The organism is Psychrobium sp. nBUS_13, assembly GCF_051201665.1.
GTDB lineage: Bacteria > Pseudomonadota > Gammaproteobacteria > Enterobacterales > Psychrobiaceae > Psychrobium.
The window spans coordinates 2,046,607-2,071,089 of the sequence record NZ_CP179210.1 but is presented as its reverse complement, the minus strand read 5'-3'; the positions used below and the strand labels follow the sequence as shown (position 1 = coordinate 2,071,089).

The 24,483-nt window shown below is 41.1% G+C and carries 20 protein-coding genes; 12 read left to right on the top strand and 8 right to left on the bottom strand.

Annotated elements, in window-relative coordinates:
• Positions 1 to 15: 15 nt before the first annotated feature.
• Positions 16 to 3,492, top strand: a complete 3,477-nt coding sequence (mfd, locus tag ACMAZF_RS09330; protein WP_435277082.1) for a transcription-repair coupling factor — start codon at positions 16 to 18, stop codon at positions 3,490 to 3,492.
• Entirely contained in the window at positions 3,493 to 5,085 is a 1,593-nt protein-coding gene (locus ACMAZF_RS09325; protein ID WP_435277081.1) for a CsiV family protein, read from the top strand.
• 214 nt (positions 5,086 to 5,299) lie between these two features.
• On the opposite strand, the gene ACMAZF_RS09320 is transcribed toward ACMAZF_RS09325, so the two are convergent.
• Together ACMAZF_RS09320 and ACMAZF_RS09315 are read right to left on the bottom strand one after the other, a co-directional pair.
• Positions 5,300 to 6,376 (bottom strand): AI-2E family transporter, encoded by a 1,077-nt coding sequence (locus ACMAZF_RS09320; protein ID WP_435277080.1) that lies wholly within the window; start codon positions 6,374 to 6,376, stop codon positions 5,300 to 5,302.
• Entirely contained in the window at positions 6,376 to 6,612 is a 237-nt protein-coding gene (locus ACMAZF_RS09315; protein WP_435277079.1) for a sulfurtransferase TusA family protein, read from the bottom strand. The genes ACMAZF_RS09320 and ACMAZF_RS09315 overlap by 1 nt, the downstream gene beginning before the upstream one ends.
• A 110-nt stretch (positions 6,613 to 6,722) precedes the next feature.
• Here ACMAZF_RS09315 and ACMAZF_RS09310 point away from each other — a divergent pair, with 110 nt between their 5' ends.
• From ACMAZF_RS09310 to ACMAZF_RS09300, 3 genes are read left to right on the top strand one after another with little or no spacing between them, the layout of a single operon-like run.
• Entirely contained in the window at positions 6,723 to 8,207 is a 1,485-nt protein-coding gene (locus ACMAZF_RS09310; protein WP_435277078.1) for a M48 family metalloprotease, read from the top strand.
• A gap of 39 nt (positions 8,208 to 8,246) precedes the next feature.
• Positions 8,247 to 8,597 (top strand): arsenate reductase (glutaredoxin), encoded by a 351-nt coding sequence (gene arsC, locus ACMAZF_RS09305; protein WP_435277077.1) that lies wholly within the window; start codon positions 8,247 to 8,249, stop codon positions 8,595 to 8,597.
• Positions 8,597 to 8,983 carry a DUF2069 domain-containing protein gene (locus ACMAZF_RS09300; protein ID WP_435277076.1) on the top strand — a complete coding sequence of 129 codons (387 nt, stop codon included), beginning with the start codon at positions 8,597 to 8,599 and terminating at the stop codon, positions 8,981 to 8,983. Before arsC ends, ACMAZF_RS09300 begins: the two co-directional genes overlap by 1 nt.
• Before the next feature lie 45 nt (positions 8,984 to 9,028).
• Here ACMAZF_RS09300 and hda read toward each other — a convergent pair whose 3' ends face one another.
• Together hda and ACMAZF_RS09290 are read right to left on the bottom strand one after the other, a co-directional pair.
• Positions 9,029 to 9,745: a DnaA inactivator Hda gene (gene hda, locus ACMAZF_RS09295; protein WP_435277075.1), complete on the bottom strand. Its 717-nt coding sequence runs from the start codon at positions 9,743 to 9,745 to the stop codon at positions 9,029 to 9,031.
• A gap of 80 nt (positions 9,746 to 9,825) precedes the next feature.
• A complete protein-coding gene (locus ACMAZF_RS09290) occupies positions 9,826 to 10,902 on the bottom strand; it encodes a DUF2066 domain-containing protein (RefSeq protein WP_435277074.1) in 1,077 nt (358 codons plus the stop codon).
• A 275-nt stretch (positions 10,903 to 11,177) separates the two neighbouring features.
• On the opposite strand from ACMAZF_RS09290, the gene purM reads away from it, so the two are divergent.
• Together purM and purN are read left to right on the top strand one after the other, a co-directional pair.
• On the top strand, positions 11,178 to 12,215 hold the full coding sequence (purM, locus tag ACMAZF_RS09285; protein ID WP_435277073.1) for a phosphoribosylformylglycinamidine cyclo-ligase: 1,038 nt from the start codon (positions 11,178 to 11,180) through the stop codon (positions 12,213 to 12,215).
• A 9-nt stretch (positions 12,216 to 12,224) separates the two neighbouring features.
• The gene (gene purN, locus ACMAZF_RS09280; protein WP_435277072.1) at positions 12,225 to 12,878 is read left to right on the top strand and encodes a phosphoribosylglycinamide formyltransferase; all 654 of its coding nucleotides are present in this window, start codon (positions 12,225 to 12,227) and stop codon (positions 12,876 to 12,878) included.
• A 31-nt stretch (positions 12,879 to 12,909) separates the two neighbouring features.
• On the opposite strand, the gene ACMAZF_RS09275 is transcribed toward purN, so the two are convergent.
• Positions 12,910 to 13,212 carry a hypothetical protein gene (locus ACMAZF_RS09275; RefSeq protein ID WP_435277071.1) on the bottom strand — a complete coding sequence of 101 codons (303 nt, stop codon included), beginning with the start codon at positions 13,210 to 13,212 and terminating at the stop codon, positions 12,910 to 12,912.
• 285 nt (positions 13,213 to 13,497) lie between these two features.
• On the opposite strand from ACMAZF_RS09275, the gene asnB reads away from it, so the two are divergent.
• The gene (gene asnB, locus ACMAZF_RS09270) at positions 13,498 to 15,159 is read left to right on the top strand and encodes an asparagine synthase B (RefSeq protein ID WP_435277070.1); all 1,662 of its coding nucleotides are present in this window, start codon (positions 13,498 to 13,500) and stop codon (positions 15,157 to 15,159) included.
• A gap of 185 nt (positions 15,160 to 15,344) precedes the next feature.
• Positions 15,345 to 17,048, top strand: a complete 1,704-nt coding sequence (locus tag ACMAZF_RS09265; protein WP_435277069.1) for a methyl-accepting chemotaxis protein — start codon at positions 15,345 to 15,347, stop codon at positions 17,046 to 17,048.
• A 52-nt stretch (positions 17,049 to 17,100) separates the two neighbouring features.
• On the opposite strand, the gene ACMAZF_RS09260 is transcribed toward ACMAZF_RS09265, so the two are convergent.
• From ACMAZF_RS09260 to ACMAZF_RS09250, 3 genes are all read right to left on the bottom strand, one after another.
• Positions 17,101 to 18,399 (bottom strand): inosine/guanosine kinase, encoded by a 1,299-nt coding sequence (locus ACMAZF_RS09260; protein ID WP_435277068.1) that lies wholly within the window; start codon positions 18,397 to 18,399, stop codon positions 17,101 to 17,103.
• A gap of 226 nt (positions 18,400 to 18,625) precedes the next feature.
• On the bottom strand, positions 18,626 to 19,270 hold the full coding sequence (gene adk / locus ACMAZF_RS09255) for an adenylate kinase (protein ID WP_435277067.1): 645 nt from the start codon (positions 19,268 to 19,270) through the stop codon (positions 18,626 to 18,628).
• A 192-nt stretch (positions 19,271 to 19,462) separates the two neighbouring features.
• Positions 19,463 to 20,896 (bottom strand): glyceraldehyde-3-phosphate dehydrogenase, encoded by a 1,434-nt coding sequence (locus tag ACMAZF_RS09250; RefSeq protein ID WP_435277066.1) that lies wholly within the window; start codon positions 20,894 to 20,896, stop codon positions 19,463 to 19,465.
• Between the two features lie 296 nt (positions 20,897 to 21,192).
• Here ACMAZF_RS09250 and ACMAZF_RS09245 point away from each other — a divergent pair, with 296 nt between their 5' ends.
• From ACMAZF_RS09245 to pyk, 3 genes are all read left to right on the top strand, one after another.
• Positions 21,193 to 22,005 carry a DUF2989 domain-containing protein gene (locus ACMAZF_RS09245; RefSeq protein ID WP_435277065.1) on the top strand — a complete coding sequence of 271 codons (813 nt, stop codon included), beginning with the start codon at positions 21,193 to 21,195 and terminating at the stop codon, positions 22,003 to 22,005.
• Positions 22,006 to 22,117: 112 nt separating this feature from the next.
• A complete protein-coding gene (locus ACMAZF_RS09240; protein ID WP_435277064.1) occupies positions 22,118 to 22,972 on the top strand; it encodes a MurR/RpiR family transcriptional regulator in 855 nt (284 codons plus the stop codon).
• A gap of 28 nt (positions 22,973 to 23,000) precedes the next feature.
• The gene (gene pyk / locus ACMAZF_RS09235) at positions 23,001 to 24,437 is read left to right on the top strand and encodes a pyruvate kinase (protein WP_435277063.1); all 1,437 of its coding nucleotides are present in this window, start codon (positions 23,001 to 23,003) and stop codon (positions 24,435 to 24,437) included.
• Positions 24,438 to 24,483: the final 46 nt, after the last annotated feature.

Sequence of the window (24,483 nt, the reverse complement as noted above, 5' to 3'; positions counted from 1 at the left end):
TAAGTATTTTTACCAATGTCTCTGATCCGCCAATTTATTGCTTCTCTGCCAGATTTATCTCAACGTTCAAATCAAAAACTAACAATCGGCAACCTCCAAGGCAGCGCACTAGCGCTAACACTTGTAGAAATGGCGAAGCAACAATCATCACTGACCGTATTATTGTGTAATGATACTGCAACCGCACTAAAACTTGAGACAGAATTAGAATATGTTGCGGCTGAACATAACTTGCCTGTCATGTTATTTCCTGATTGGGAAACGCTACCATACGATAGTTTTTCGCCGCATCAAGACATCATTTCTCAACGCCTTGAAACCTTGTACCATTTACCGAGTATGGAACATGGCATTATCTTGTTGCCAATCGCAACAGCCATGGCCAAGCTAAGTCCGAGCGAATTTATTAATGGCCACACCTTACTTTTAAAGACTAACGAAGAGCGTGATCCAAACAGATTAAAGCAAGCGTTAGATACGGCGGGTTATGAAAATGTTCATCAAGTGTTGGCACATGGTGAATATAGTCAACGGGGTTCAATTCTAGATATCTATCCAATGGGCAGCAATAAGCCCTACCGAATTGACTTTATTGACCATGAGATTGATTCAATCGCATTTTTTGATCCTGAATCACAACGCTCTACGGATAAAGTCAGTGAGATTAGAATTTTACCCGCTAAAGAGTTTCCAACTCACCAAATGGCGGTAGAGCTATTTAGAAGCCACTGGCGAGAACGCTTCGACGCCTCTAATGAACCGGAATCTATCTATCAGCAAGTCACTAAACAGATATGGCCTGCTGGCATTGAGTATTATCTACCGCTATTTTTTAAAGAATGTGCGACACTTTTCGATTATCTCCCAAAGGAAGCGACTCTATTCACCGTTGGCGATATTCACGATAGCGCTAATGAATTTTTTGATGATGTTAAATATCGTTATGAAGAACGTCGTTATGACAGAGCACGCCCTATTCTTGAGCCTCAAGAATTATTCTGTCGTGTCGATGAGTTTTTTGGCAAGCTCAATGAATTTAATCGCATCGCTTTTGACCACTTACCGGCGTCACAACAAGCTGGCCATTTCAATCTCAATGCAGTAGCGATTAGTGATATTAGTGTTGATCACAAACAAAGTCTCCCAACGGGTAAGCTACTAGATTATTTAAAGACAGAGCCCAACCGAAAAGTAATCTTCTGCGTTGAATCACTTGGGCGTGCGCAGGCGCTATTAGAGTTGTTAAAAAAAGACAATGTCACACCTGTCGAATGTGAAACTGTTGCGCAAGCACTGTCCCACGCCATAAGTGTTATCATCGCGCCATTAGAAAACAGTGTAGAGCTATATGATGACAATATCGCGTTTATCTGTGAAAACGAATTGTTTGGTATTCAGGTTTCACAGCGCCGCCGCCGTGAAAAAGCGCAAACGATTTCCAGTGAAGCAATAGTTCGTAGTTTAGCTGAATTGTCTATTGGACAACCAGTTGTGCATTACGATCACGGTGTCGGTCGTTATCAAGGTCTTACCTACATTGAAAATGGTGGCATCGATATTGAATATGTCACTCTAGAATATGCTAACGAAGCAAAGCTTTATGTACCAGTGTCGTCCCTCAATCTCATTTCGCGCTATAGCGGATCAAGTGAAGAAAGCGCACCACTGCATAGTCTTGGCAGCGACAAATGGACAAAGGCCAAACGAAAAGCAGCAGAAAAAATTCGCGACGTTGCGGCAGAGTTGTTAGATGTTTACGCGCAACGTGCCTCGCGTAAGGGGCATCAATTTAACGTCGATTTCGATGAATACAATCAGTTCTCAGCGAGTTTCCCTTTTGAAGAAACCGTTGATCAGCAAAACGCGATTCTACATGTCGTTAATGATATGCAAAAAAAGAAACCGATGGACAGACTCGTCTGTGGTGATGTTGGTTTTGGTAAAACGGAAGTAGCAATGAGAGCCGCCTTTGTTGCCGTTAATGATGGAAAACAAGTAGCGGTCTTAGTACCAACAACGTTATTAGCACAACAGCATTTCGAAAACTTTCGAGACCGTTTTGCCAAACATGCCATACGGGTAGAACAGCTATCTAGATTCAGAAGCGCAAAGCAACAAAAACAAGCCATTGAAGATGTTGAGAACGGAAAAGCGGACATTGTCATTGGCACGCACAAACTTATTCAAGGTGACATTAACTTTCATGATCTAGGGTTATTAATTGTCGATGAAGAGCATCGCTTTGGTGTGCGTCAAAAAGAAAAAATCACTTCTTTACGCGCCAATATCGATATATTAACGATGACGGCAACGCCTATTCCACGTACGTTAAACATGGCAATGAGTGGTATGCGAGATTTATCTATCATCGCCACACCACCCTCAAGACGATTATCGGTAAATACCTTTGTTAGACCCTATGACGAAGCATTAGTCAAAGAAGCTGTGCGCCGTGAAATCCTACGTGGCGGTCAGGTCTATTTTCTTCATAATGATGTCGATAAGATTGAAGATATGGCACAAGACCTAGAGCAATTATTGCCAGAAGCGCGTATTGGTATCGCCCATGGCCAAATGCCTGAGCGGGAATTAGAAAAGGTCATGAGTGATTTCTATCACCAACGTTATAATCTCCTGCTATGTTCTACGATTATTGAAACGGGAATTGATATACCAACCGCCAATACCATTATTATTAACCGTGCCGATAAGTTTGGCCTTGCTCAGCTTCATCAACTTCGCGGCCGTGTCGGGCGTTCACATCATCAAGCGTATGCGTATCTATTGACGCCACCACCTAACCAAATCACCAGAGATGCACGAAAGCGCCTTGAGGCGATTGAGACTCTCACTGATCTCGGCGCTGGTTTCGTGTTGGCAACGCATGATTTAGAAATTCGTGGTGCGGGTGAATTGTTAGGTGATGACCAAAGCGGCCAAATCCAAACTATCGGATTTAGCCTCTACATGGAAATGCTCGACGGCGCGACACAAGCGCTTAAGGACGGCAGTGAGCCGAAACTGGACAATCTGTTACCGCAAGGGGGCGATGTCGACCTAAAAATCTCTGCCTTATTGCCTGAAGATTACATTTTTGATGTAAATACTCGACTCTCTTTATACAAGCGAATTGCCAACTGTAAAGACAGTAAAGCGCTTGATACCATGCAGGTTGAGCTTATCGATAGGTTTGGATTATTACCAGAGCCAGCAAAGAATTTGTTTACCGTGTCATTAATCAAGTTGCGCATTGCCGCTCTGGGCATAAAACGATTGGAAGTTGGTATCAATGGCGGACAAATTGTTTTTGGCGAGAAAACCATTATTGATTTAGGGTATCTCATGTCATTGTTACAGACTCAACCAGCAATCTATAAACTTGATGGTCCGACTAAATTGAAATTCGCCATAAAAACCGACAATGCCGCCGATAGATTAAATCTAGTCAACGCGATGTTAACGGAATTTGAACGTAATACGACGGAGAAATAAATGAAGCATCCTATTAGCGCGTTATCATTAATGATTGGCGGCTTAATGTTAATGCCTGCCAGTCAAGCAAGTGAGTCATGGTTTGAAGTCGAGCTGATTATATTTGAACGTGTTGGGGAATCAACCAAGCAACAATTTAAGGATCCACTAAAACAGTTTTCAGCCATGAAAAGTATCGACATTGTCGATAATGCTTTTTACGGCGTTACCAAGCCCTGCCCGGTGTTAAGCCAATTTGAACGATTTAGTCTCACGCCTTTACCAGCGCTAAACACTCAAATAGATTCAATAGAGCCTGTACTTGATACGCCTGCGCTCACAAATGACGAGCAAACCACTAAGCTCATTGCGCCTCCAGAGAAAACGATTGTTGAATGTATCGCACCTGATGACAGTCTATTGACTGAGGCGTTCAACATTAGAGCAATACGTCAGCAAGAGCGTCTGAGTTTGGATAGCGTAAAAGACAACTCTGTTATTTCAGCCCAAACGTCGGACACTCTATCACTTGCACAGCAGTTAACTTCAGGTAACCCAGCGTTAGTAACTCCGCCTTTAGAGGAGGAAGATACAACAGTAAATTCGTCAGATGTTAGTAATGATCTCGTTAAACCGGAAGAACTCGACGTTATAGCCCCAACCTACAATCCAGATATTTACGTGGCCTACCCTCAGACTTTTGATTTTAATGGCGTTTCTTATCAGTCGATTCCAGCGGCAGAGCGCAAGTACCAAACACCATTAACTGTATTTCAAACTATTGAGCAGCTCCCTCAGGATGCCGCCAGTGGCTTAACGAAAGAAGAACCAGACGATGCACAACCAGCACTGGTGCATACACCTGAATCGCCATACCTTTTAGATCAATCGCGTTTAGAAATGACCGAGCTCGTTAAAAAAATGCGCTGGCAAAAATCAACCAAGCCCATTATGCATATAGGGTGGCGTCAACCAACCTTAGCTCGTCACCTCGCTAAGCCGATTCATTTGTTTGCTGGGGAAGATTTTTCGAACCAGTACAATGAACAAGGTCAAGATAAAGCACGGTTACTCGCCGAAGCAGATGCGTTAGCAGAAAGTAAAATGCTTGAACAAACGGACATGGTAGCCACTACTGTCGAGCAAGCCGTCGACAAATTGCCTAACGAAGTGGAAACGATAAATCAACCGCTACCCGCTATCAATATTCAAGAGATAGTCGCAGAGTTAGCTCAGGATGAAACAACTGACACGAAACCACTTTGGCGCTTTGATGGTTTTCTAAAGATCTATCTAAATCATTATTTGTTTATCGAAACAGATTTCGATTTACGTAAAATAGAACAAGTAGAGCAGCAGATCGCAGCAGATGACGTTGACAATCTGTCTAATGATACCGTCGTAATGACTACTGAGTCACAAGCTTCAAATATGCTTGAATATGCTCAAAAACGCACTAGATTGGTCAATCAACTAACGAGTCATCCGATGAAACAACATCGCCGAGTCCGTTCAAAGGAAATCCACTATTTCGACCATTCAACCATGGGTATGATTATTCAGATCCGTCGCTTCAAAATACCCGAACCGATAACAGAGATAGCTCCAGAATAAAAAAATGGCGTATCAATTGATACGCCATTTTTTTGTCATTCGTCTAATACCATTAATTGCATTAAGTAAGTGATCTTGTTGTGCGTAGAGAAAATCAGCTAAAACAAGGCGCTCGATTGACTAATAGCTGGCTATTAGGATTGAGAGCAACGCCATTTTAGTTAATTTTAACAAGTACAAGTGGGCAAATATTTAATGCAATTGGTATAAAAGCCTACTGTGAAGTAACTTGAGCCGGCTCAATGTTACGCTTTGACATCGCATTGCCGACAGCTTTTACCAGTGTCGCGAGAGGAATCGCGAAAAATACTCCCCAGAATCCCCATAAACCACCAAAGAGTAATACCGCCACAATAATTGACGTTGGGTGCAAGTTAACAGCTTCGCTAAACAGCAATGGAACCAAAAGATTACCGTCTAGGGCTTGAATCACACCATACACAATAACCAAATATCCAAATTCAGGCGAAATACCCCATTGAAACAACCCAACTAAAAATACGGGAATGGTAACAATTGCCGCGCCGATAAAAGGTATGAGTACCGACAAACCCACTAACACAGACAATAACGTCGCATAGGCCAGTCCCAGAATCGTAAACGCGATATAGCTAACACCACCAACGATAACGATTTCAATCACCTTACCGCGAATATAATTACTAATTTGTACATTCATTTCAGCCCATACTTGGGATGCTAATCGTCTATTCGCCGGAATGTAGTGCTTCGCACTGTCAACCAAGAGCTCTTTATCCTTCAAGAAAAAGAAAATCAACAGTGGGACTAAAATGACGTAAATCATTAACGCGACTAAATTCACTATTGATTTAAATGATTGGGATACGATGCCCTGTCCTAAATCGATTACATGCGTTTTAGCGCTATCAGTGACACTTTGGATCTGCGTTGCATTCACGTAATTTGGATACTTTTCGGGTAATGCCAGTAAGAACTGTTGTGCCTGTGACAACATTTCAGGCATATCACTGCTCAATGCAACGACCTGATGCCAAACGCTTGGCAGAATCCCAAATACAACCAACATAATAATCGCAGATGCAATAGCCAATACTATCACTACACTGATTGTTCGTGGGATCTTATGTCTCGTTAAAGCGGTCACTGGGCGCTCTAATAAATAAGCAAAGACGATAGCAACCAACAATGGCATCAGAATATTAGCGAAAAAATAAATAGTCAACGCGACAGCGATTAAGATAAACACCAGCGTAACGGCGTGTGGATCAGAGAACTTTCGTTTATACCAATTACTGATCAGTTCTAGCATTAAATATTCCTTAAACCATAAATTTCGACATTGAGCACCACGTGATTTGCTGCTTCATCTGTTTGTATTTCAACCAGATGTCCCATCTTTTTTAAAATCTGGGGAACATCTTGGATAGACCCAGGGTCAGACAATAAGATTCGACAATGAGTTCCCACTTGGGCGTTTTTGACAAACAGTTTTGTTTGCACCAAGGGGATTGGACAACGGAATGACGTAAAATCAAGTATTTTCAATGCAATAGTACAATAAACTGCGGTAGACTATTATTACCTGTAACGCAGAAAACCTCAACGTTTACCCAGCAAACTCCGTTAATTAAGGGAAATTTAAATTGCCAAGTTCTGTGACTAAAAACAAATCACCACGTCGGTTTCGCCAATCAGCAATAAGTTTATGCTTGTTACCATTTTTTGCATGGCAAAATGTCACATCTGCACAGGATGGCGCAATCAAACTACCAGAATTAGGCACAGTTGCCTCCTCGTCACTGACTATTGAAAAAGAAATTCGAATTGGTAAAGCGTATAAAATGATGATGCGTTCGCGATTACCCATCGTCAATGACCCACTTTTAGAGCAATACATCAACGATGTTGGCCTGACGCTCGTCGCAAATGCCAATGATGTCAAAACACCCTTTGAATTCTTTATGGTCGAGAACAAGGCGATCAATGCCTTTGCTTTTTTTGGCGGTCACGTCGGGATCCATACTGGACTCTTTCTGTTAGCAGACAATGAAAGCGAATTAGCATCAGTATTAGGACACGAGATCACGCACGTTACGCAACGCCACCTTGCCCGCTCAATCGAAGCGCGCGAGAAAACAAGCCCGGCAACTATGGCTGCATTACTTGGTTCTATTGCTTTGGTGATGGCGGGTGCCGGTGATGCTGGCATTGCTGGTATACAAACATCCCTGGCACTTTCTCAACAGCTAGCAATTAACTACACTCGATCCAACGAACGGGAAGCAGATCGCATCGGCATTGCGCTTACCGCCAAGAGCAAATTTGATCCGGCAAGCGCGTCTGTGTTTTTTGGTAAGATGGCAGCTCAACATCGTTATTCATCTAAAATGCCTGCAATGTTACAAAGTCACCCTGTTACCGAATTACGTATTGCTGAGACGAGAGTTCGAGCGCAATCGTATAGTCCAGTAGCCATCAGCCCCAATCTGTCGTTCTTATTGGCTAAGGCAAGAATCATGGTGCGCTTTAATGACACTACAGACGATGTAATAAACCACAGTTTAAAAATGAGTTTTAATAACAACGAATCAACCCATCAGATGGCGTATGACTACGGAAAAGCGCTAATGGCCTTTAAATTAAAACAATATGACGTTGCACTTAACTTAATTCAACACCTACGTAGAACTGAACCTGATAACCTATTTTTTATCGACACATTGTCCGACATCTATCTCGGATTGAAAAAACCACAGTTAGCAATTAAGTTACTCAAACATTACACCAGCTACATGGCAAACAACTCTGTCATTGCTCTTAATTATTCCAGCGCATTGCTCGAAGCGAATCAGTATTCAAAAGCAATTACCGTGCTTGAGCGATTTTTGAATACGCATCCGCATAACATCCCTGCGTGGTCAATGCTGATTGATGCAAATCGCAAGGCTGGTAAACCCATCGAAAGAAATATTGCAAAAGCTGAACACTTTGCGTTGTATGGAAACTTTGAACAAGCGCTAAAAGAACTCTATAAAGCGCATAATCAAATAAAAAATGACCAAATAACGCAAGTTAAAGTTCAAGCACGCATTAAACAATTACGACAACAAGAAGAAGACTTGAAAAATCTTAAAATATAAGCAAAGATCCGCCGCAATTAATTTAATAAAGAGGCTGTTATGTCCAAAATTTCAATTTTTCACAATCCCCGTTGCTCTAAGAGCCGACAAACATTACAACTATTAAATGACAACGGCGTTGAACCGGAAATTATTGAATATCTAAAAGTTGGAATGACTGCAGATACCGTCAAAAGCTTAATGGCTCAACTTAACCTAAGTCCACGTCAGTTTATGCGCGTAAAAGAAACTGAATACAAAGAACAAAGCCTTGGTAACAGTGATATCACTGACGCAGATTTGATTGCAGCGATCGTCGCTACCCCAAAACTACTAGAACGTCCAATAGTCGTCAACGGTGACAAAGCAGCAATTGGCCGTCCTCCAGAAAATGTATTGGAAATTATTTAATGCGTGATAAAACTAAACGCGTGTTAATTCTTGGTCAAGCCGGTTACTTTGGATTACTGATCTTTTTACCGCTTTGGCATTTAATTTTAGTGCCATCAGAAATGAATAAATACGTGACCTTTTTACTAACGGTAGGCCCTTTATTACTGCCGCTTAAGGGGATTTTGAAACGCCAGCCTTATACCTATGCTTGGTCTAACTTTATCGTTATGTTTTATTTGTTACACGGGCTAACCTTGATCTGGGATCGACCTGACGAACGCCTGTACGTCATTGTTGAACTCGTTCTTGCGCTGATGATGTTTATCGGCTGTTCTTATTTCGCAAAATTTCGCGGACAAGAGCTTGGACTTAGCATCCGTAAGAAAAAAGATGAAACACAATAGATTCTAAATTTGCTGACAAAAAAACCGCTTAAATCAGCGGTTTTTTTATAGCTTCAACGTGTCTTTGATAAAGGGAATCGTCAGTTTTCTTTGTGCCTGCATCGATGCCTTATCCAGACGGTCAAGCGTATCAAATAGCGTTCTTAAATCACGGTCTAGGCGATTAAATAGATACTTAACGACTTCGTCAGTTAACACCAAGCCCCTTGCTTCACCGCGTTGTTGCATAGCCGCGAGCTTATCTTCATCAGACATCGAGTGCACTTGGTAACTTAAGCCCCAACTAAGGCGCGAAACAAGATCTGGCAATTGAAAGTCATTTTGCGTGGGCGAATGATTGGCACTAACAACTAATGTACCCCCTGCTTCCTTTACACGATTGTATAAGTCAAACAGTGCTTCTTCCCACAGTGGATTTCCAGCAACATTGTCGATGTTATCAAGACATATTAATGGCAAACTGTCCAAATTTTCCAAGATTGCAACGCTCATCGAAGCATACATTTCGAACGGTATATAGAAAGTTTGTAAACCTTGCTCCTGTGCAGACGCACAACACGCATGCAGCAAATGAGTTTTACCGGATTTTGCTGCCCCCCAAAGATAGAAGAACTGGCTATGAGATTGATCACCAAGCGAAGACATTACATTAAGTAACTCTTCATTGTTTGCTGGGTAGAAACTTGCGAAAGTCTCATCATCTGGCAAGTAGACTGGCAAAGACAATTGACTAGGGTTTGACAAAGGGGTATTCCGACTCATTTAAATATCAAGTTAAGTGTACATTGCACGTCTCGCAGAGGCAACCAACAAACAGACAAAGCCACTTAACCGCAGATAATTTAACCTCGCCATTCAAACAAAACAAGATCGGGATCGTAATTGGTAATTGAAGCCATTTTGCTCCCAAGGTTAATAAGGTCTAAAAATGCAGATTCGTTACCCAGTAAGTCAATCTTAAATTGATATTCTTGCCCTTTTACCTTAACTAATACAATCTGTTCCACTGCTTTTATACTATTAAGATAATCGATGATATCAGCATAGCGGGTTAGCGAATCGACATTGGTTAGTGTCAATAAAATACTGCCATCACCTGCCGTCGTATCAACGCTATATTGCTGCGCAAAAAAATCGGTGCTTTGATTAATCACTTGAGCAAATGCTTGTGCTATCGACGGAGTTTCGTCTGTGCCTGTCATACTAATCTGAGTACTTGTTTGACCAAAAATATCAACCTCATTGCCCATCTTAAACACTGACCAAGACACATTATTACTAATGCCATGATTTGTTACTTTAGCAAGAATCATATAATCAGATTGATAACGCGCATTCGCACTCGCAACTTTATCTTCAAATTGGCCCCACACATCACCAGCTGATACAACTAACTGGTCATCCAAGTCCCATATTGGCACTAACAATGGTAAGCCACGTGTTTTTGCAACGGCTTTAATTTCCGCTAAGACTTCGCTGTTCGATTGCTCATTTACAATCTGACGTATTCCATGTTCATCTTCGTAAACTAACCATAGCATGACGGTTGGCCTTTCTGCGTCCCAAAGAGTAAACCCGTTGTCTTTCAAAAGTCGGTCAATGAGCTCTTCATTAAAGCTAACGTTTAGGACTGAGCCGCTGTCGCCACTCTCAAAACCAAATTCAGTGGCGTAAGACAGCGCCGCTTTGATCTCTTTAAGGATGGTTGGGTGCTCGGTTATTTTGCCTTGACCAGACACTTTAATGAGAGTTTGGCCAAACATTGTTTGAATAGCTTGATTACGCGCTGCCGTCGATTGATCATTCACCGCGATTGCGCCATGATAAAGCGAACTTTTATCTTGCGCTTGTGCATTGAAACTTAAGGATAAGCTACTGACAAAAAGTATCGATAAAAAAAAGAAAGATTTGTTAATCACGGCGATGAAAGGATCCTTATTAATGTTGAACCAAAGCTTAGCATAATTCTGTAAAATTAATCACTAAGCAAATTGTTGAAGCCAGTCTACAAACCTAAGGTTTATCTCTGCTGAACAAAGTATTTCTATATAAAACACAGCTTAGCGTGCGCTGCATCACCTTAGTTGTCACAAACGCCAGAAAAAACGTGAAATAAATCTCATTTTTTCATGTTCTAAGTAGATACATTACGCTAGAATACGCGCAATTTTTATGGCTAAGCAGGAAAATTCAAGTGAGCAACTCAAAATCCTTAAGTTACAAAGACGCTGGTGTTGATATTGACGCAGGTAATGCACTCGTTGACAACATCAAAGGTGTAGTAAAACGTACACATCGTCCAGAGGTGATGGGAAATATTGGTGGTTTTGGTGCACTGTGCCAATTACCAACTAAATATAAAGAACCTGTATTAGTCTCAGGTACCGACGGTGTTGGTACTAAATTACGCTTAGCAATTGATCTAAAGCGTCACGAGAGTGTCGGCATAGATTTAGTCGGTATGTGTGTAAACGATCTAATCGTACAGGGTGCAGAGCCACTCTTCTTCCTAGACTACTACGCGACGGCAAAACTTGATGTTGATGTGGCAACGCAAGTCGTAACAGGCATCGGAAAAGGCTGTGAGTTATCTGGTTGTGCTCTAATCGGCGGCGAAACGGCTGAGATGCCGGGCATGTATCATGGCGATGATTATGATATGGCTGGTTTTTGCGTAGGTGTCGTTGAAAAAGAAGATGTCATCGACGGTACTAAAGTTAGCGATGGCGACGCATTGATTGCGTTGGCGTCTTCTGGCCCTCATTCAAATGGCTTCTCACTAATTCGTAAAGTATTGGAAGTAAGCGGTGAAAATCCTTCGACCATGTTAGATGATAAATCAATAGCCGATCATTTAATGGAACCAACGCGCATTTATGTTAAAAACTGTCTAGAAGTCATTGCACAACACAATGTACATGCCCTATCTCATATCACAGGCGGTGGGTTCTGGGAAAACATCCCTCGTGTATTACCCGAAAATCTTAAAGCAAATATTAATGGCAATAGCTGGCAATGGCCATCGATTTTCAACTGGTTGCAAGAAAAAGGTAATATTGATACCTACGAAATGTACCGCACTTTCAACTGTGGTGTAGGCATGATCCTTGTAGTCCCACAAGCTGATCTAGATAGCGCCCTAACTCAATTTAAAGCACTTGGTGAAAATGCTTGGCATATTGGCGATATCGCTGCTCGTGAAGGTAACGAAGAGCAAGTTTCAATTAACTAAGGCGTTATCATGTCTAAAAAAATTGTCGTGCTAATCAGCGGAAATGGTAGCAATTTACAAGCGATTATTGATGCTTGTGAAGCCAATAAAATTAATGGTGACGTGGTTGCCGTTATTTCTAATAAGCCGCAAGTATATGGTCTTGAACGAGCTCAGAATCATGACATCGTGCATGCAGTAGTTAATCATCGCGATTATGACACACGTGAAGCATACGACGCTCAATTAGCGAATGTCATCGACGAACATTGCCCAGATTTAGTTGTACTTGCTGGGTTTATGCGAATACTTACAGAAGCGTTTGTTGAACGCTTTGCTGGGAAGATGCTCAACATACATCCCTCTTTGCTGCCTAAGTACCAAGGGTTGAATACTCATCAGCGAGCAATTGACGCAGGCGACACAGTGCATGGTGTTAGTGTCCATTTTGTCACTGCACAACTAGATGGTGGCCCTGTGGTTTTGCAAGCGAAGGTCCCAGTTTTCGATAACGATACGAGTGATGATTTAGCAGCGCGCGTTCATGAACAAGAACATCGGATCTACCCTCTCGTCGTTAGTTGGTTTGTAGAAGGACGTTTATCAATGCAATCTTGCAATGATAAACACGAAGCATTCCTCGACAATAGTGTATTAGGTGAAGAAGGATATTCTCCTAATTAGACTCCGTAACTTAGTGTGATAAAAGGCGCTTTTACAGCGCCTTTTCTTTAGAGATCTCTAGGGTCATTGTACTTTCGTTACCACCAAATGGTGCTTCACATTCAACCAGATATGTGCCGCCATTCGTCACCCAGCGTCCATCTATGTTAAACGTGCGCTCACCATTAAAAAATTCACTGTTCCATTTCAATGTTTTCAATCCTTGCTCATCAAGCACGTCAGCACTGTGCTCTTGGCAATATTTATCCACTGACTTTATTGACGTAAATACCTCTTCAGCTACGACCAAAGTTGAAATGAATGTGAAGCCAACAACCCATTGATATTTTGTCATTATTTAAAAACTTATAATTAATTCAATAACGATTTTATATTATCGTTGACAATAATAAAGGGTTTAGTTATAAAAGTTCCACGATTATAAATAATCAACAACATTTACGAACAAGATCGTACCTAAGTACGGCGCCCGTAAATATTGTGAGTTAATTGATATTGAGTTTTCAAGCGATTGACCACCCTTCAACTTACCGCCAAATGACATACTTACCTGCTAAGTTTGTTGCTTTATATTGCCTGTTTTAAGACTTGCCCAACGTGGCGTTAGGAGAATTTTAGTATGTGTTCCATTTTTTCAATATTTGATCTCAAATCAGATCCTGCACAATTACGTGAGACTGCTCTTGAGATGTCCAAATTAATGCGCCATCGCGGTCCTGATTGGTCTGGGATTTATGCATCTGAAAAAGCAATACTTGCCCATGAACGTTTATCAATCGTCGATGTTAACAATGGAGCACAACCGCTTTACAACGAATCTGGCAGTAATATTCTAGCGGTTAATGGCGAAATCTATAATCACCGAGAACTTGGTGCTGATTATCCTGACTACCCTTTCCAAACAAAATCTGACTGCGAAATCATCTTGGCATTGTATCAAGCACACGGTACGCAATTTCTAGACAAATTAAATGGCATGTTTGCATTTGCACTCTATGATGAAACACAAGATCGTTATCTATTAGGGCGCGATCATATGGGAATCATCCCAATGTATACGGGATATGATGAGCACGGTAACTTTTATGTTGCATCAGAAATGAAAGCCCTGGTCCCAGTCTGTAAAACAGTAGAGGAATTTCCACCAGGTCATTATTTTGATAGCAAACAAGGTGAACTGGTTAAATATTATCAACGTGATTGGACTGACTATGACAACGTTAAGAATAACGATGCTAGCCCAGCCGCATTAAAAGTCGCATTAGAAAACAGCGTAAAAAGACAATTGATGTCAGATGTACCATATGGCGTATTACTTTCTGGCGGTTTAGATAGTTCTGTTATATCAGCGATCACTCAACAATTTGCTAAAAAGCGTGTCGAAGATGACGACGAGTCTGGCGCATGGTGGCCACAACTACATTCGTTTGCTGTAGGTCTTGAAGGCTCTCCAGATTTAATCGCTGCGCAAAAGGTTGCTGAACACCTAGGCACAGTTCACCATCCAGTACATTTTACAATTCGTGAAGGTTTGGATGCAATTAAAGATGTTATCTATCATCTTGAAACCTATGATGTCACGACAATTCGTGCGTCAACACCAATGTACTTAATGGCCCGTAAAATTAAAGCGATGGGAATTAAGATGGTGCTATCAGGTGAAGGTTCTGATGAACTACTCGGCGGCTATCTCTATTTCCACAAAGCGCCTAATGCTAAGGAGTTTCATGAGGAAACTGTCCGAAAACTCAATAAACTGCATATGTTTGACTGCGCACGAGCCAATAAAGCAATGTCAGCTTGGGGCGTTGAAGCGCGCGTCCCCTTCTTAGACAAAGAGTTTATTGATGTTGCGATGACCCAAAACCCTGATAGTAAAATGATTACGAAAGAGCGTATGGAAAAGCATATATTGCGAGAAGCATTTTCGGACATGTTGCCTGAATCTGTTGCTTGGCGTCAAAAAGAGCAATTTTCTGACGGTGTTGGCTATTCTTGGATTGACGAATTAAAAGCCCATGCCGATCACGTCGTAACAGATGCACAATTAGAAAATGCAGCGTTTAAATTCCCTTATAATACGCCAGACAGCAAAGAAGGTTACTTGTTTAGAACTATCTTTGAAGGCCATTTTCCGAATGACACCGCAGCTAAATGTGTCCCAGGCGGCAAATCGGTGGCATGTTCTACGCCAGAAGCATTAGCGTGGGACGAAAGTTTTCAGAATATGAACGAACCATCAGGCAGAGCAATCGCTGCTGTCCATAACGATAGCTATTAAAATTTTTATAATTTGATAAGCACGTTACAGTTTTGCTGTAGCGTGCTTTTTTAATGACTCAAATCCAATACACTGCACCAACCACCCAATAGCAACACTAAAGTACTATTGATCGTAATTTTTTAGTGCCGTACTATTAGTCTCTAGGACTAAAGTCGCATTAAGTAATCATTCAAGGATCGATTATGAATATCAAAACTCGTTTAGTTGGTGCATTCGCACTTGTTACTTTATTAATCGTTGGTGGACTCGTGTCGCAATTTATCACCAGCAATAAAAATGTCGAGCAGACATCTAAAAGTACCGCACGTTATTTGTCTTATATTCTTGCTGATGAATTTAGGCAAACTTCACAAGATTTAACACGCCTATGTCGTAGCTATATTGCTACTGGTGACCAACAATATTTTGACCAATATTGGAGCATCGTAAAATGGCGCTCTGGTGAAATTGCTAGACCCAGTAGCGTAGATCACCACCTCTACCCCAACGTCATTCGTAAGCAAAGCGATATCATGAAAGAATTAAATTTCTCAGCCAAGGAATTTAGTTTACTTGATGAGGCATCTAATAACTCAAATGCGTTGATTGCGACCGAAGATCAGGCAATGCGAGCAATTCAAAGCAATAGTTTTGCTTCCGGTCCTCATAGCCCTCGCGATGATGAGACTGTACGAGAATTTGCCTTAAGAATCGTATTTGATAACCATTATCATCAAGAAGTCTCAAATATTATGACGCCCGTTAATCAATTCTTTGCTGAGCTTGATCAACGAACCGCAGCTGAACTAAAACAATCTCAAAATGAGGCGCTTAATTGGCTTAGCGTCAACACTATTAGCCAAGTATTAATCTTGCTAATAGTAGCGGCGATCTCTGCGTTTCTATTCAAAATATTGTTTGCGCCACTTAAGACTGCCATTAGCGCAATGATCGACATCGCTGAAGGCGAAGGCGACTTAACAAGACGACTGGAAACAAGAGGCAATGACGAAATCTCTTCATTAGGTAACGGATTCAACCTATTTGCCGCAAATATACAAGCAATAATCAGCCAATTACACGTTTCAATTAATGATATTACTCACTCCTCTCATCAAGTATCCTCTACCGCAAGTGAAACAAATAGCGCTATTGGAGAACAACGCAACAGCATTCAACAATTGCTCGTCTCTATTGAACAAATTGTCCCTGCTATTAGGGAAGTAGCAACGTTAGCGACGAGTGCAGTAGATTTAGCAAATGGCTCAACAACGACGGCAAATAGTGGCCTGTCCGTTGTCTCACAAGCCGACAAAAACATCAAAGAACTAGAAAACGAAATCACTAATGCAACAAGTGTTATTAATGAACTAGCTGAAGATACCAATAACATTGGTTCAGTTTTGGATGTGATCAAAGGCATTGCTGATCAAACCAATCTACTTGCGCTTAATGCAGCGATTGAAGCAGCCAGAGCTGGTGAACAAGGTCGCGGGTTCGCCGTAGTTGCCGATGAAGTCCGTACTCTTGCGAAAAGAACACAGGATTCGACCTCAGAAATACAAGAGATGATAGAACGCCTTCAGATCTGTTCTGATAAAGCCGTATCAGCAATGGAGCAGAGCCGACGTAAAACGCAACACTGTGTTGAAAACACCAATGACGCTCGTGTTTCACTTGATCAAATAAGTAGTGATGTGGATGCCATCAACCAAGTAAATTCCCAAATAGCAACGGCAACAGAAGAGCAAAATGCGGCAATATCAGAAATGCGACGTAATATTAACGATATTAATAGTCACGTAGAAGAGACAGCATTAGGCGCAAAAGATACCTCAATGAAGAGTGAATACATGACAAAACTGACAGGTGATATTGAACAAGCAATTGGGCAATTTAAGGTATAAAGCAACCTTGACCTCACAAAAAAGCCTGATTGTAAATCAGGCTTCTTTTTCACTACATTTCCCAATATGCTTCTTCTAAACTATCTTCTCGCTCAGGCAATCCCTTAGAAAGCCGCGGCGAATGTTGGTTAAGCATTTCAAAACTCACTCGATTAGAATATTTACACACTTGTGCAAACGACGAATAAGTTAATGAATTCTTTAGATGCTTACTCGAATTAGGAAAGTGCTGTTTATGGTAATGGTTAGCAGCCATGTCATGTAATAAAGCCGATAACGCACCATCGCCAGCGCCATTGGTATTCTTAATTTTATCTGGTCCACCCATGTAAGGCTCAATATGAGAAAATACCATCATTGGCTCGCTACACTCAGTTTTAGCCATTGCACGGCTAAATTCAAACTGATTAAAATCACTAATCGCACCCGTCTTTAATGGGTTCGACGTTTCGCGCTTCAGTTCATAATCCGTATAACCACTTAAATAAAGTCCTTCAGGGCCTGCTGTTAGTAACACCAAATCGGCAACTTTAAGAGCCGCTTCACTAGCTAATAACGGATCTGACAACCCTGTTAACGTTTCTGCTTCTTCTTCGTTCATCGCTAACACTGATACGTGCTTTTCGATAAACTCTAACCACCATGATGGGTTTTGAGCAATAAGTTGTTTTGTACCCAATGATAAAACAACGGGTACACCATGCGCATTCGCTAACTCTACGGCTTTTAACGTTGCACTATCGATTGTATCGCCCTGGCCGACTCGCATTAAATACGAACTAATCACCAATGCAGAAGAGCTTGCAATAACATTTTCATCAATATTGTCCGACGTTAAGGCATTTGCCATACCTTGGTTGAAGGCAAATGTACGCTCGCCATCTTCGCTAATCAAGGTAAAACAACGACCAATTGGACCTGACACTGGCTGTAATAAATCAAGGTCAACTTTTGAGGAAGTATTGCATAGATACTTGTAGGCATAGCCCTTCGCGCGGATAGGATCACTAATGACACCAAATAGAACACTGCGGTTATCAGATAACACTGAGAAGTTGTGAAGCGTATTTCCGATGGTTCCACCAGCAAACTCGTGGCTAATACTATTTTCTGCCAATAACGCGTTATATACAGCTTCAGCTTGTTTATCGTCAACTAAGCAAGATGTCCCTTTAATAAGATCAAACTTATCTAAAAAGCTTTGATCAACGGGTGCTTCAATATCCACCAACGTTTGATCGATTCCACAAATGTGGCTTTCTATTTTTGGCTTTTTACCACTTTCCAGAACCGCTTTTGGAGTTGTTACAGGAAAATAATGCTTAATTTTTCGTTGACCGGGAAATTTCATGCAGCTGCCTAATAAAATTTAAAAGGCTCAAATGGTGAATCATTTGAGCAAACGCGCGCATTTTAGCGCAATCTCAATTCTTACTGTAATAAAAAGATTAATATTATGAATTGATGAGTAAAACTGTGACTCAAGTAGGTTGTTTCTTTGCATTATTGGCACATTAAAATAATGCCATAAAAAAACCAGCCCTAAGACTGGTTTTTATAAAGTACGCTATAAGCGTTTACGCTAGTAGTGCTTTAATCTGTTCACTTACAGCACTCACTGCTTGTGTACCATCCAAACTATGGTACTTATTCAAACCAGCATCAGCGGCTTTGGTGTAGTACTCAACTAACGGCTTAGTTTGGTCATGATAAATACCTAAGCGCTTGCGCACTGTTGACTCTTCATCATCTGGACGAATTGATAACGCATCACCTGTTACATCATCAACATCAGCAACTTTTGGCGGATTATAAACAACATGATAAACACGACCAGAACCAGAGTGTACACGACGACCACTCATACGTTTTACGATTTCTTCATCAGGCACATCAATTTCGACAACGTGGTCAACATCAATACCATTTTCCTTCATTGCATCAGCTTGTGGAATCGTACGCGGGAAACCGTCAAGTAAGAAACCTTTCACACAATCTTCTTGTGCTACACGCTCTTTTACCAAACCGATAATCAATTCGTCTGACACTAATTGACCTGCATCCATTACCTTTTTTGCCTCAAGACCTAACGGTGTACCAGCTTTTACTGCCGCACGTAACATATCACCGGTTGAGATTTGTGGAATACCAAAAGTATCCATTAGAAATTGAGCTTGAGTGCCTTTACCAGCGCCCGGTGCGCCTAATAAGATAATACGCATGTAGATCCCCTATCGGATTGCAGAATTTTTAATTAATCACTGGATAATACAGTACAAATCAAAGAAGTACAGCCAATCATGGTTAGACTTTAGCCAGATAAGCGAATAAATTGTCTTAAACTATTTTTTCTATAAAAAAAGCCAATGAATTGCTTCATTGGCTTGATAATTTAACACAATTTAAACCGCTGATTACGAACGAGGTAATGTTGGGTAATCTAGTCCCAGCATGTTACGCATTACACGAACGACCTGACAGCTATAACCAAACTCGTTGTCGTACCAAACATATAAAACACAGCTATTATCGCTAGTGATTGTTGCTTTAGAGTCAACCACACCTGCGTAACGTGAACCAACTAAATCAGTCGATACAATTTCGCTCGATGTCGTGAAATCAATTTGATCTTGTAATTCTGAATGAAGTGCCATATCACGAAGATAAGTATTTAACTCGTCAACGTTAGTACCCTCTTTCAAGTTCAAGTTCATGATAGCCATTGAAACATTTGGTGTTGGAACACGAATAGCGTTACCCGTTAATTTACCCGCTAATACTGGCAATGCTTTAGCAACGGCTTTTGCTGCACCTGTTGACGTAATAACCATATTTAATGGCGCACTACGACCACGACGCGGTGATTTATGGTAGTTATCGATAAGGTTCTGATCATTGGTGTATGAGTGAACCGTTTCAATATGACCATTAATGATGCCAAATTTGTCATCCATTGCTTTAAGAACTGGCGTGATAGCATTTGTAGTACAACTTGCCGCACTAACGATACGTGCATCACCAATCATGTCATCGTTTACGCCGTAAACGATATTGTCGATATCACCTTTTGCTGGTGCGGTTAACAATACTTTTGACGTTCCTGTTGATTTAAGATGCTCAGAAAGACCAGCTTCATCAGTCCAGATACCCGTATTATCAACAACTAATGCGTTATTAATGCCATATTTAGTGTAGTCAATTGAATCAGGAGAATTTGCATAGATAACTTGAATATAGTTACCGTTTGCAATTAGTGCATTGTTTGATTCATCAACTTCAATCGAACCGTTAAAAGGACCATGGACTGAATCACGACGCAATAAGCTAGCACGCTTTTCTAGATCACCACCTTTACCACGAACAACAATAGCACGAAGACGCAAGAAGTTTGCTTGTCCGCTACGTTCAATCATCAAACGCGCAAGTAAGCGTCCAATTCGGCCAAAGCCGTATAAAACAACATCACGCGGCTCGGTAGATTCGTCTTTACCGATAAGTTCTTTAAGCTCTGTAGATAAGAACTCTACAGCCTTATCGTAGTCAGTGCCGTGTTGCTGGGCAAATTTAATCGCGAGTTTACCTAAGTCAATGCGCGCTTGGGCAATGTTTAATTCATTAATTGCTTCGAGTAGTGGAAAAGACTCACGTAAACGTAATTTCTCGCCAGTGTGCTGACGAACGTTTCTGTGCGCTTTGATAATATCAATCGTAGAGGCAGTTAATAATGGACGACCGTAAACAGTGATTTCAACACCTTGACGGCGGAACAATTTACCTAACAATGGTTGCATCGCTTCGGCTAGTTCCTGACGCTCTTGCCAGCTGTTCAAATATTTATCTTGAGTCATTAAAGCTTCCTTAAGTGGTCTAAATAAGTGGTCTAAATTTGTAATGCAAATAAATAATACGTAAAGTGGTATTAACAACGTATTGGCGATAAGTCACATCGACGTTACACCATACAAAGTAATTAATTTTGGATAATTACATCCTGCTTACATCATTTTATTTATCAGTCAAATATTCACTGAAATTCAATGAAATAACGCGATTAATTTTGGCGGCTATTCTATAGCACAAAGCCCGATATTACTAGCGTTTAGGCGGGTTTATTAAAATGTAATATTTTAATCAGGACTGAAAGTTGAATACAAAAAAAACGACATTGATAACCAGCATTATTTCGTTATCACTTACAGGATGCTTCAGTGACGAAAAGAGTATCTATGGCATTTGCGAAGATCACTCAGCTATCTGTAGCGATATTGAGACTAAAGGATGGTGCAAAGAAGAGCGTTCATCCTTAATACGTAATAGATACCTACAGCTTACTAAACCAGAAGATGAACTAAATCTTTATCATAGTCTCGTCAATTGGCGAAAATTTAGTAAATGTATTGAAACCGCTTCAAACATCAAACGAAGAAAGCTTAAAGATCGTGATCCCACCAAAGCGGCGAGCTTTGTTAACTCTGTAAAAGAAATTGAAAAATTAGAACAATTAACGCAAGCCAGTACCCTGCCCCAATTATTGTATTATCACTGGGCGCAAAGCGGTGATGAAGTTAAGATTGATCGCTTGTTAACGCTAGATAAACAAGACAAGCTTCAAACCACTGAACTGCAAATGATGATCGCGTCTTATTATCGGAAAATTGACCGTAAAAAAGCAGCGACCGCTCATTATAAAGCATTAGCATATTTGACTAAGGACGATCTAGATACACTCGACCATAGCGTATTTGCGTCCTTATCAACGTATTACTACCAAGCTAAAAAATTTAAATTATCATATATTTGGGCGCAAGTTGCGGTAAAATATGGCTTAAAGGCGAATCTCTATTCATCGCTAACAGGGGAGCTTCAACGTAAAGGGGTTTCACTTGATGAACTGGATAAAAAAGCTGATCAGCTCTTTGATTCAATTCAAAAACTTAATTTTCAACCACCAAAATAGAACGTAGAGCACTATTTGTGTAATTTAATTACACAAATAGTGCGAACCCCGTTGCAAAACTGGGGGTAGTTATGTCATATTGCCTGTAAATAAATTACAGGCATTAATCTTTATGAATGTTTTAGAGCAAATTCAGCTTAATTTAAATAAATTAAGTCGCTCAGAGCGCAAAGTAGCAGACGCTATTCTCGCCTCGCCCAAATCAGCTATCCACTCCAGTATTGCTACACTAGCCAAACTTGCAGATGTCAGTGAACCAACTGTCAATCGCTTTTGTCGCCGCATGGACACGAAAGGATTCCCCGATTTTAAACTTCATTTAGCACAAAGCCTTGCCAATGGTACACCGTATGTCAATCGCCATGTCGAAGAGAGTGACAGCGTCGAAGATTATACCAACAAGATTTACGAAGCGACCCTAGCCAGTCTTGACCGCAGTCGCCAAATGGTTGACACAGCAACGATTAATCGTGCAGTTGACATTCTTACCCAATCTAAACAGATTTCATTTTTCGGCCATGGTGCTTCTGCTGTGGTTGCGCAAGACGCGCTTAATAAATTCTTTCGTTTCAACGTTCCGGTTCAAAGCTTCCAAGATGACTTAATGCAACGTATGAGCTGTATTAATTCATCTGACGGCGACGTTGTCATTTTAATTTCACATACAGGGCGTACAAAGTCTCTAGTTGAACTTGCGATGATAGCTAAGGAAAACGATGCAACGGTTATCGGGATCACGGCGACAGACTCGCCGTTAGCCAATGAGTGTAATTTAGTGATTTCAACTGAAATTCCAGAAGACACGGATTTATATATGCCGATGGCATCTCGTATCGGTCAGTTAGTAATCATTGATGTATTGGCAACCGGATTCACATTACGTCGTGGAAGTAAATTCCGCGATAATTTACAAAAAGTTAAGCAAGGGATCAAAGAATCTCGCTTTAATAAACTACTCGACAAATAAACGTGGCAATCACAATACTGGGAAAATTATGTATAGACGTACTAAAATCTTAACCACCTTAGGGCCATCAACTGATACACCAGAAATTTTAGAAAAACTGATTAAGGCTGGCGCTAACGTTGTCCGTTTGAACTTTTCACATGGTAGCGCTCAGGATCATATTGATCGCGCGAACATGGTTCGTGCAGCAGCAAAGAAATTAAACACTTATGTTGGTATTTTAGGTGATCTGCAAGGTCCTAAAATTCGTGTTGCACGCTTTAAAGAAACAAAAATAGAATTAACGGTTGGTGAGACATTTACACTAGACGCCGAGCTTGATAAAAACGTCGGTGACAAACATCAAGTAGGATTAGATTATAGCGAACTACCTAATGATGTCGACCCTGGTGATCTATTATTACTAGACGACGGCCGCGTTCAATTACGCGTAACAGCAATTGAAGGAAGCCGTGTTATTACTGAGGTTGTCATCGGTGGCCCATTATCAAATAACAAAGGTATCAATAAGCAAGGTGGTGGGTTAACCGCTGACGCGCTAACTGATAAAGATAAGGAAGATATTTTAACCGCCGCTGAAATTGGCGTTGAGTATCTTGCTGTCTCATTCCCGCGCAATGGCGATGAAATGCGTTATGCACGTAATCTTGCTGAAAAAGCTGGGTTGAATACTAAGCTCGTCGCAAAAGTAGAACGCGCAGAGGTCGTGGCGACTGACGAAGCACTTGATGATGTTATTCTTGCTTCAGATGCCGTGATGGTTGCGCGTGGTGATTTAGGTGTTGAAATTGGCGATGCAGAACTTGTTGCCGTGCAAAAGAACATTATTGTTCGTACTCGTACGCTCAACCGTATCGTTATCACTGCAACGCAGATGATGGAATCAATGATCAACAGCCCTATGCCAACACGTGCTGAAGTGATGGATGTTGCCAATGCGGTACTTGATGGAACAGATGCTGTGATGTTATCAGCCGAAACAGCCGCCGGTGACTACCCTATTGAAACAGTACAAGCGATGGCAAATGTTTGTTTAGGCGCAGAAAGCCACCCTTCAATAGCAAAATCTCGTCACCGTGTTTCAGAGGAATTTGTAACTGTTGAAGAAACCATCGCACTATCAACGATGTATGCTGCAAACCACCTTAAGGGTGTAAAAGCCATTGTTGCATTGAGTGAATCAGGCCGAACGCCAAAATTGATGTCGCGCATTAGCTCGCACATGCCAATCTACTGTTTATCACGTCATCATGCAACGTTAGCCGCTGCAGCGCTCTATCGCGGTGTCTATTCGGTATTCTTTGATTCTACAACGATTGAAGATGACAAACTAACAATGGCGGCAATGGCCCAGTTAAAACTCGATGGACACGTTGAAGAAGGTGATGTGGTTATGTTTACCTGTGGTGATTCAATGGAAACTGTTGGTGGTACTAATACCTGTAAGGTGCTAACCGTTAAATAACAAATTTAACTGACTAGCAATCAAAAACGGCGCTTCATGAAGCGCC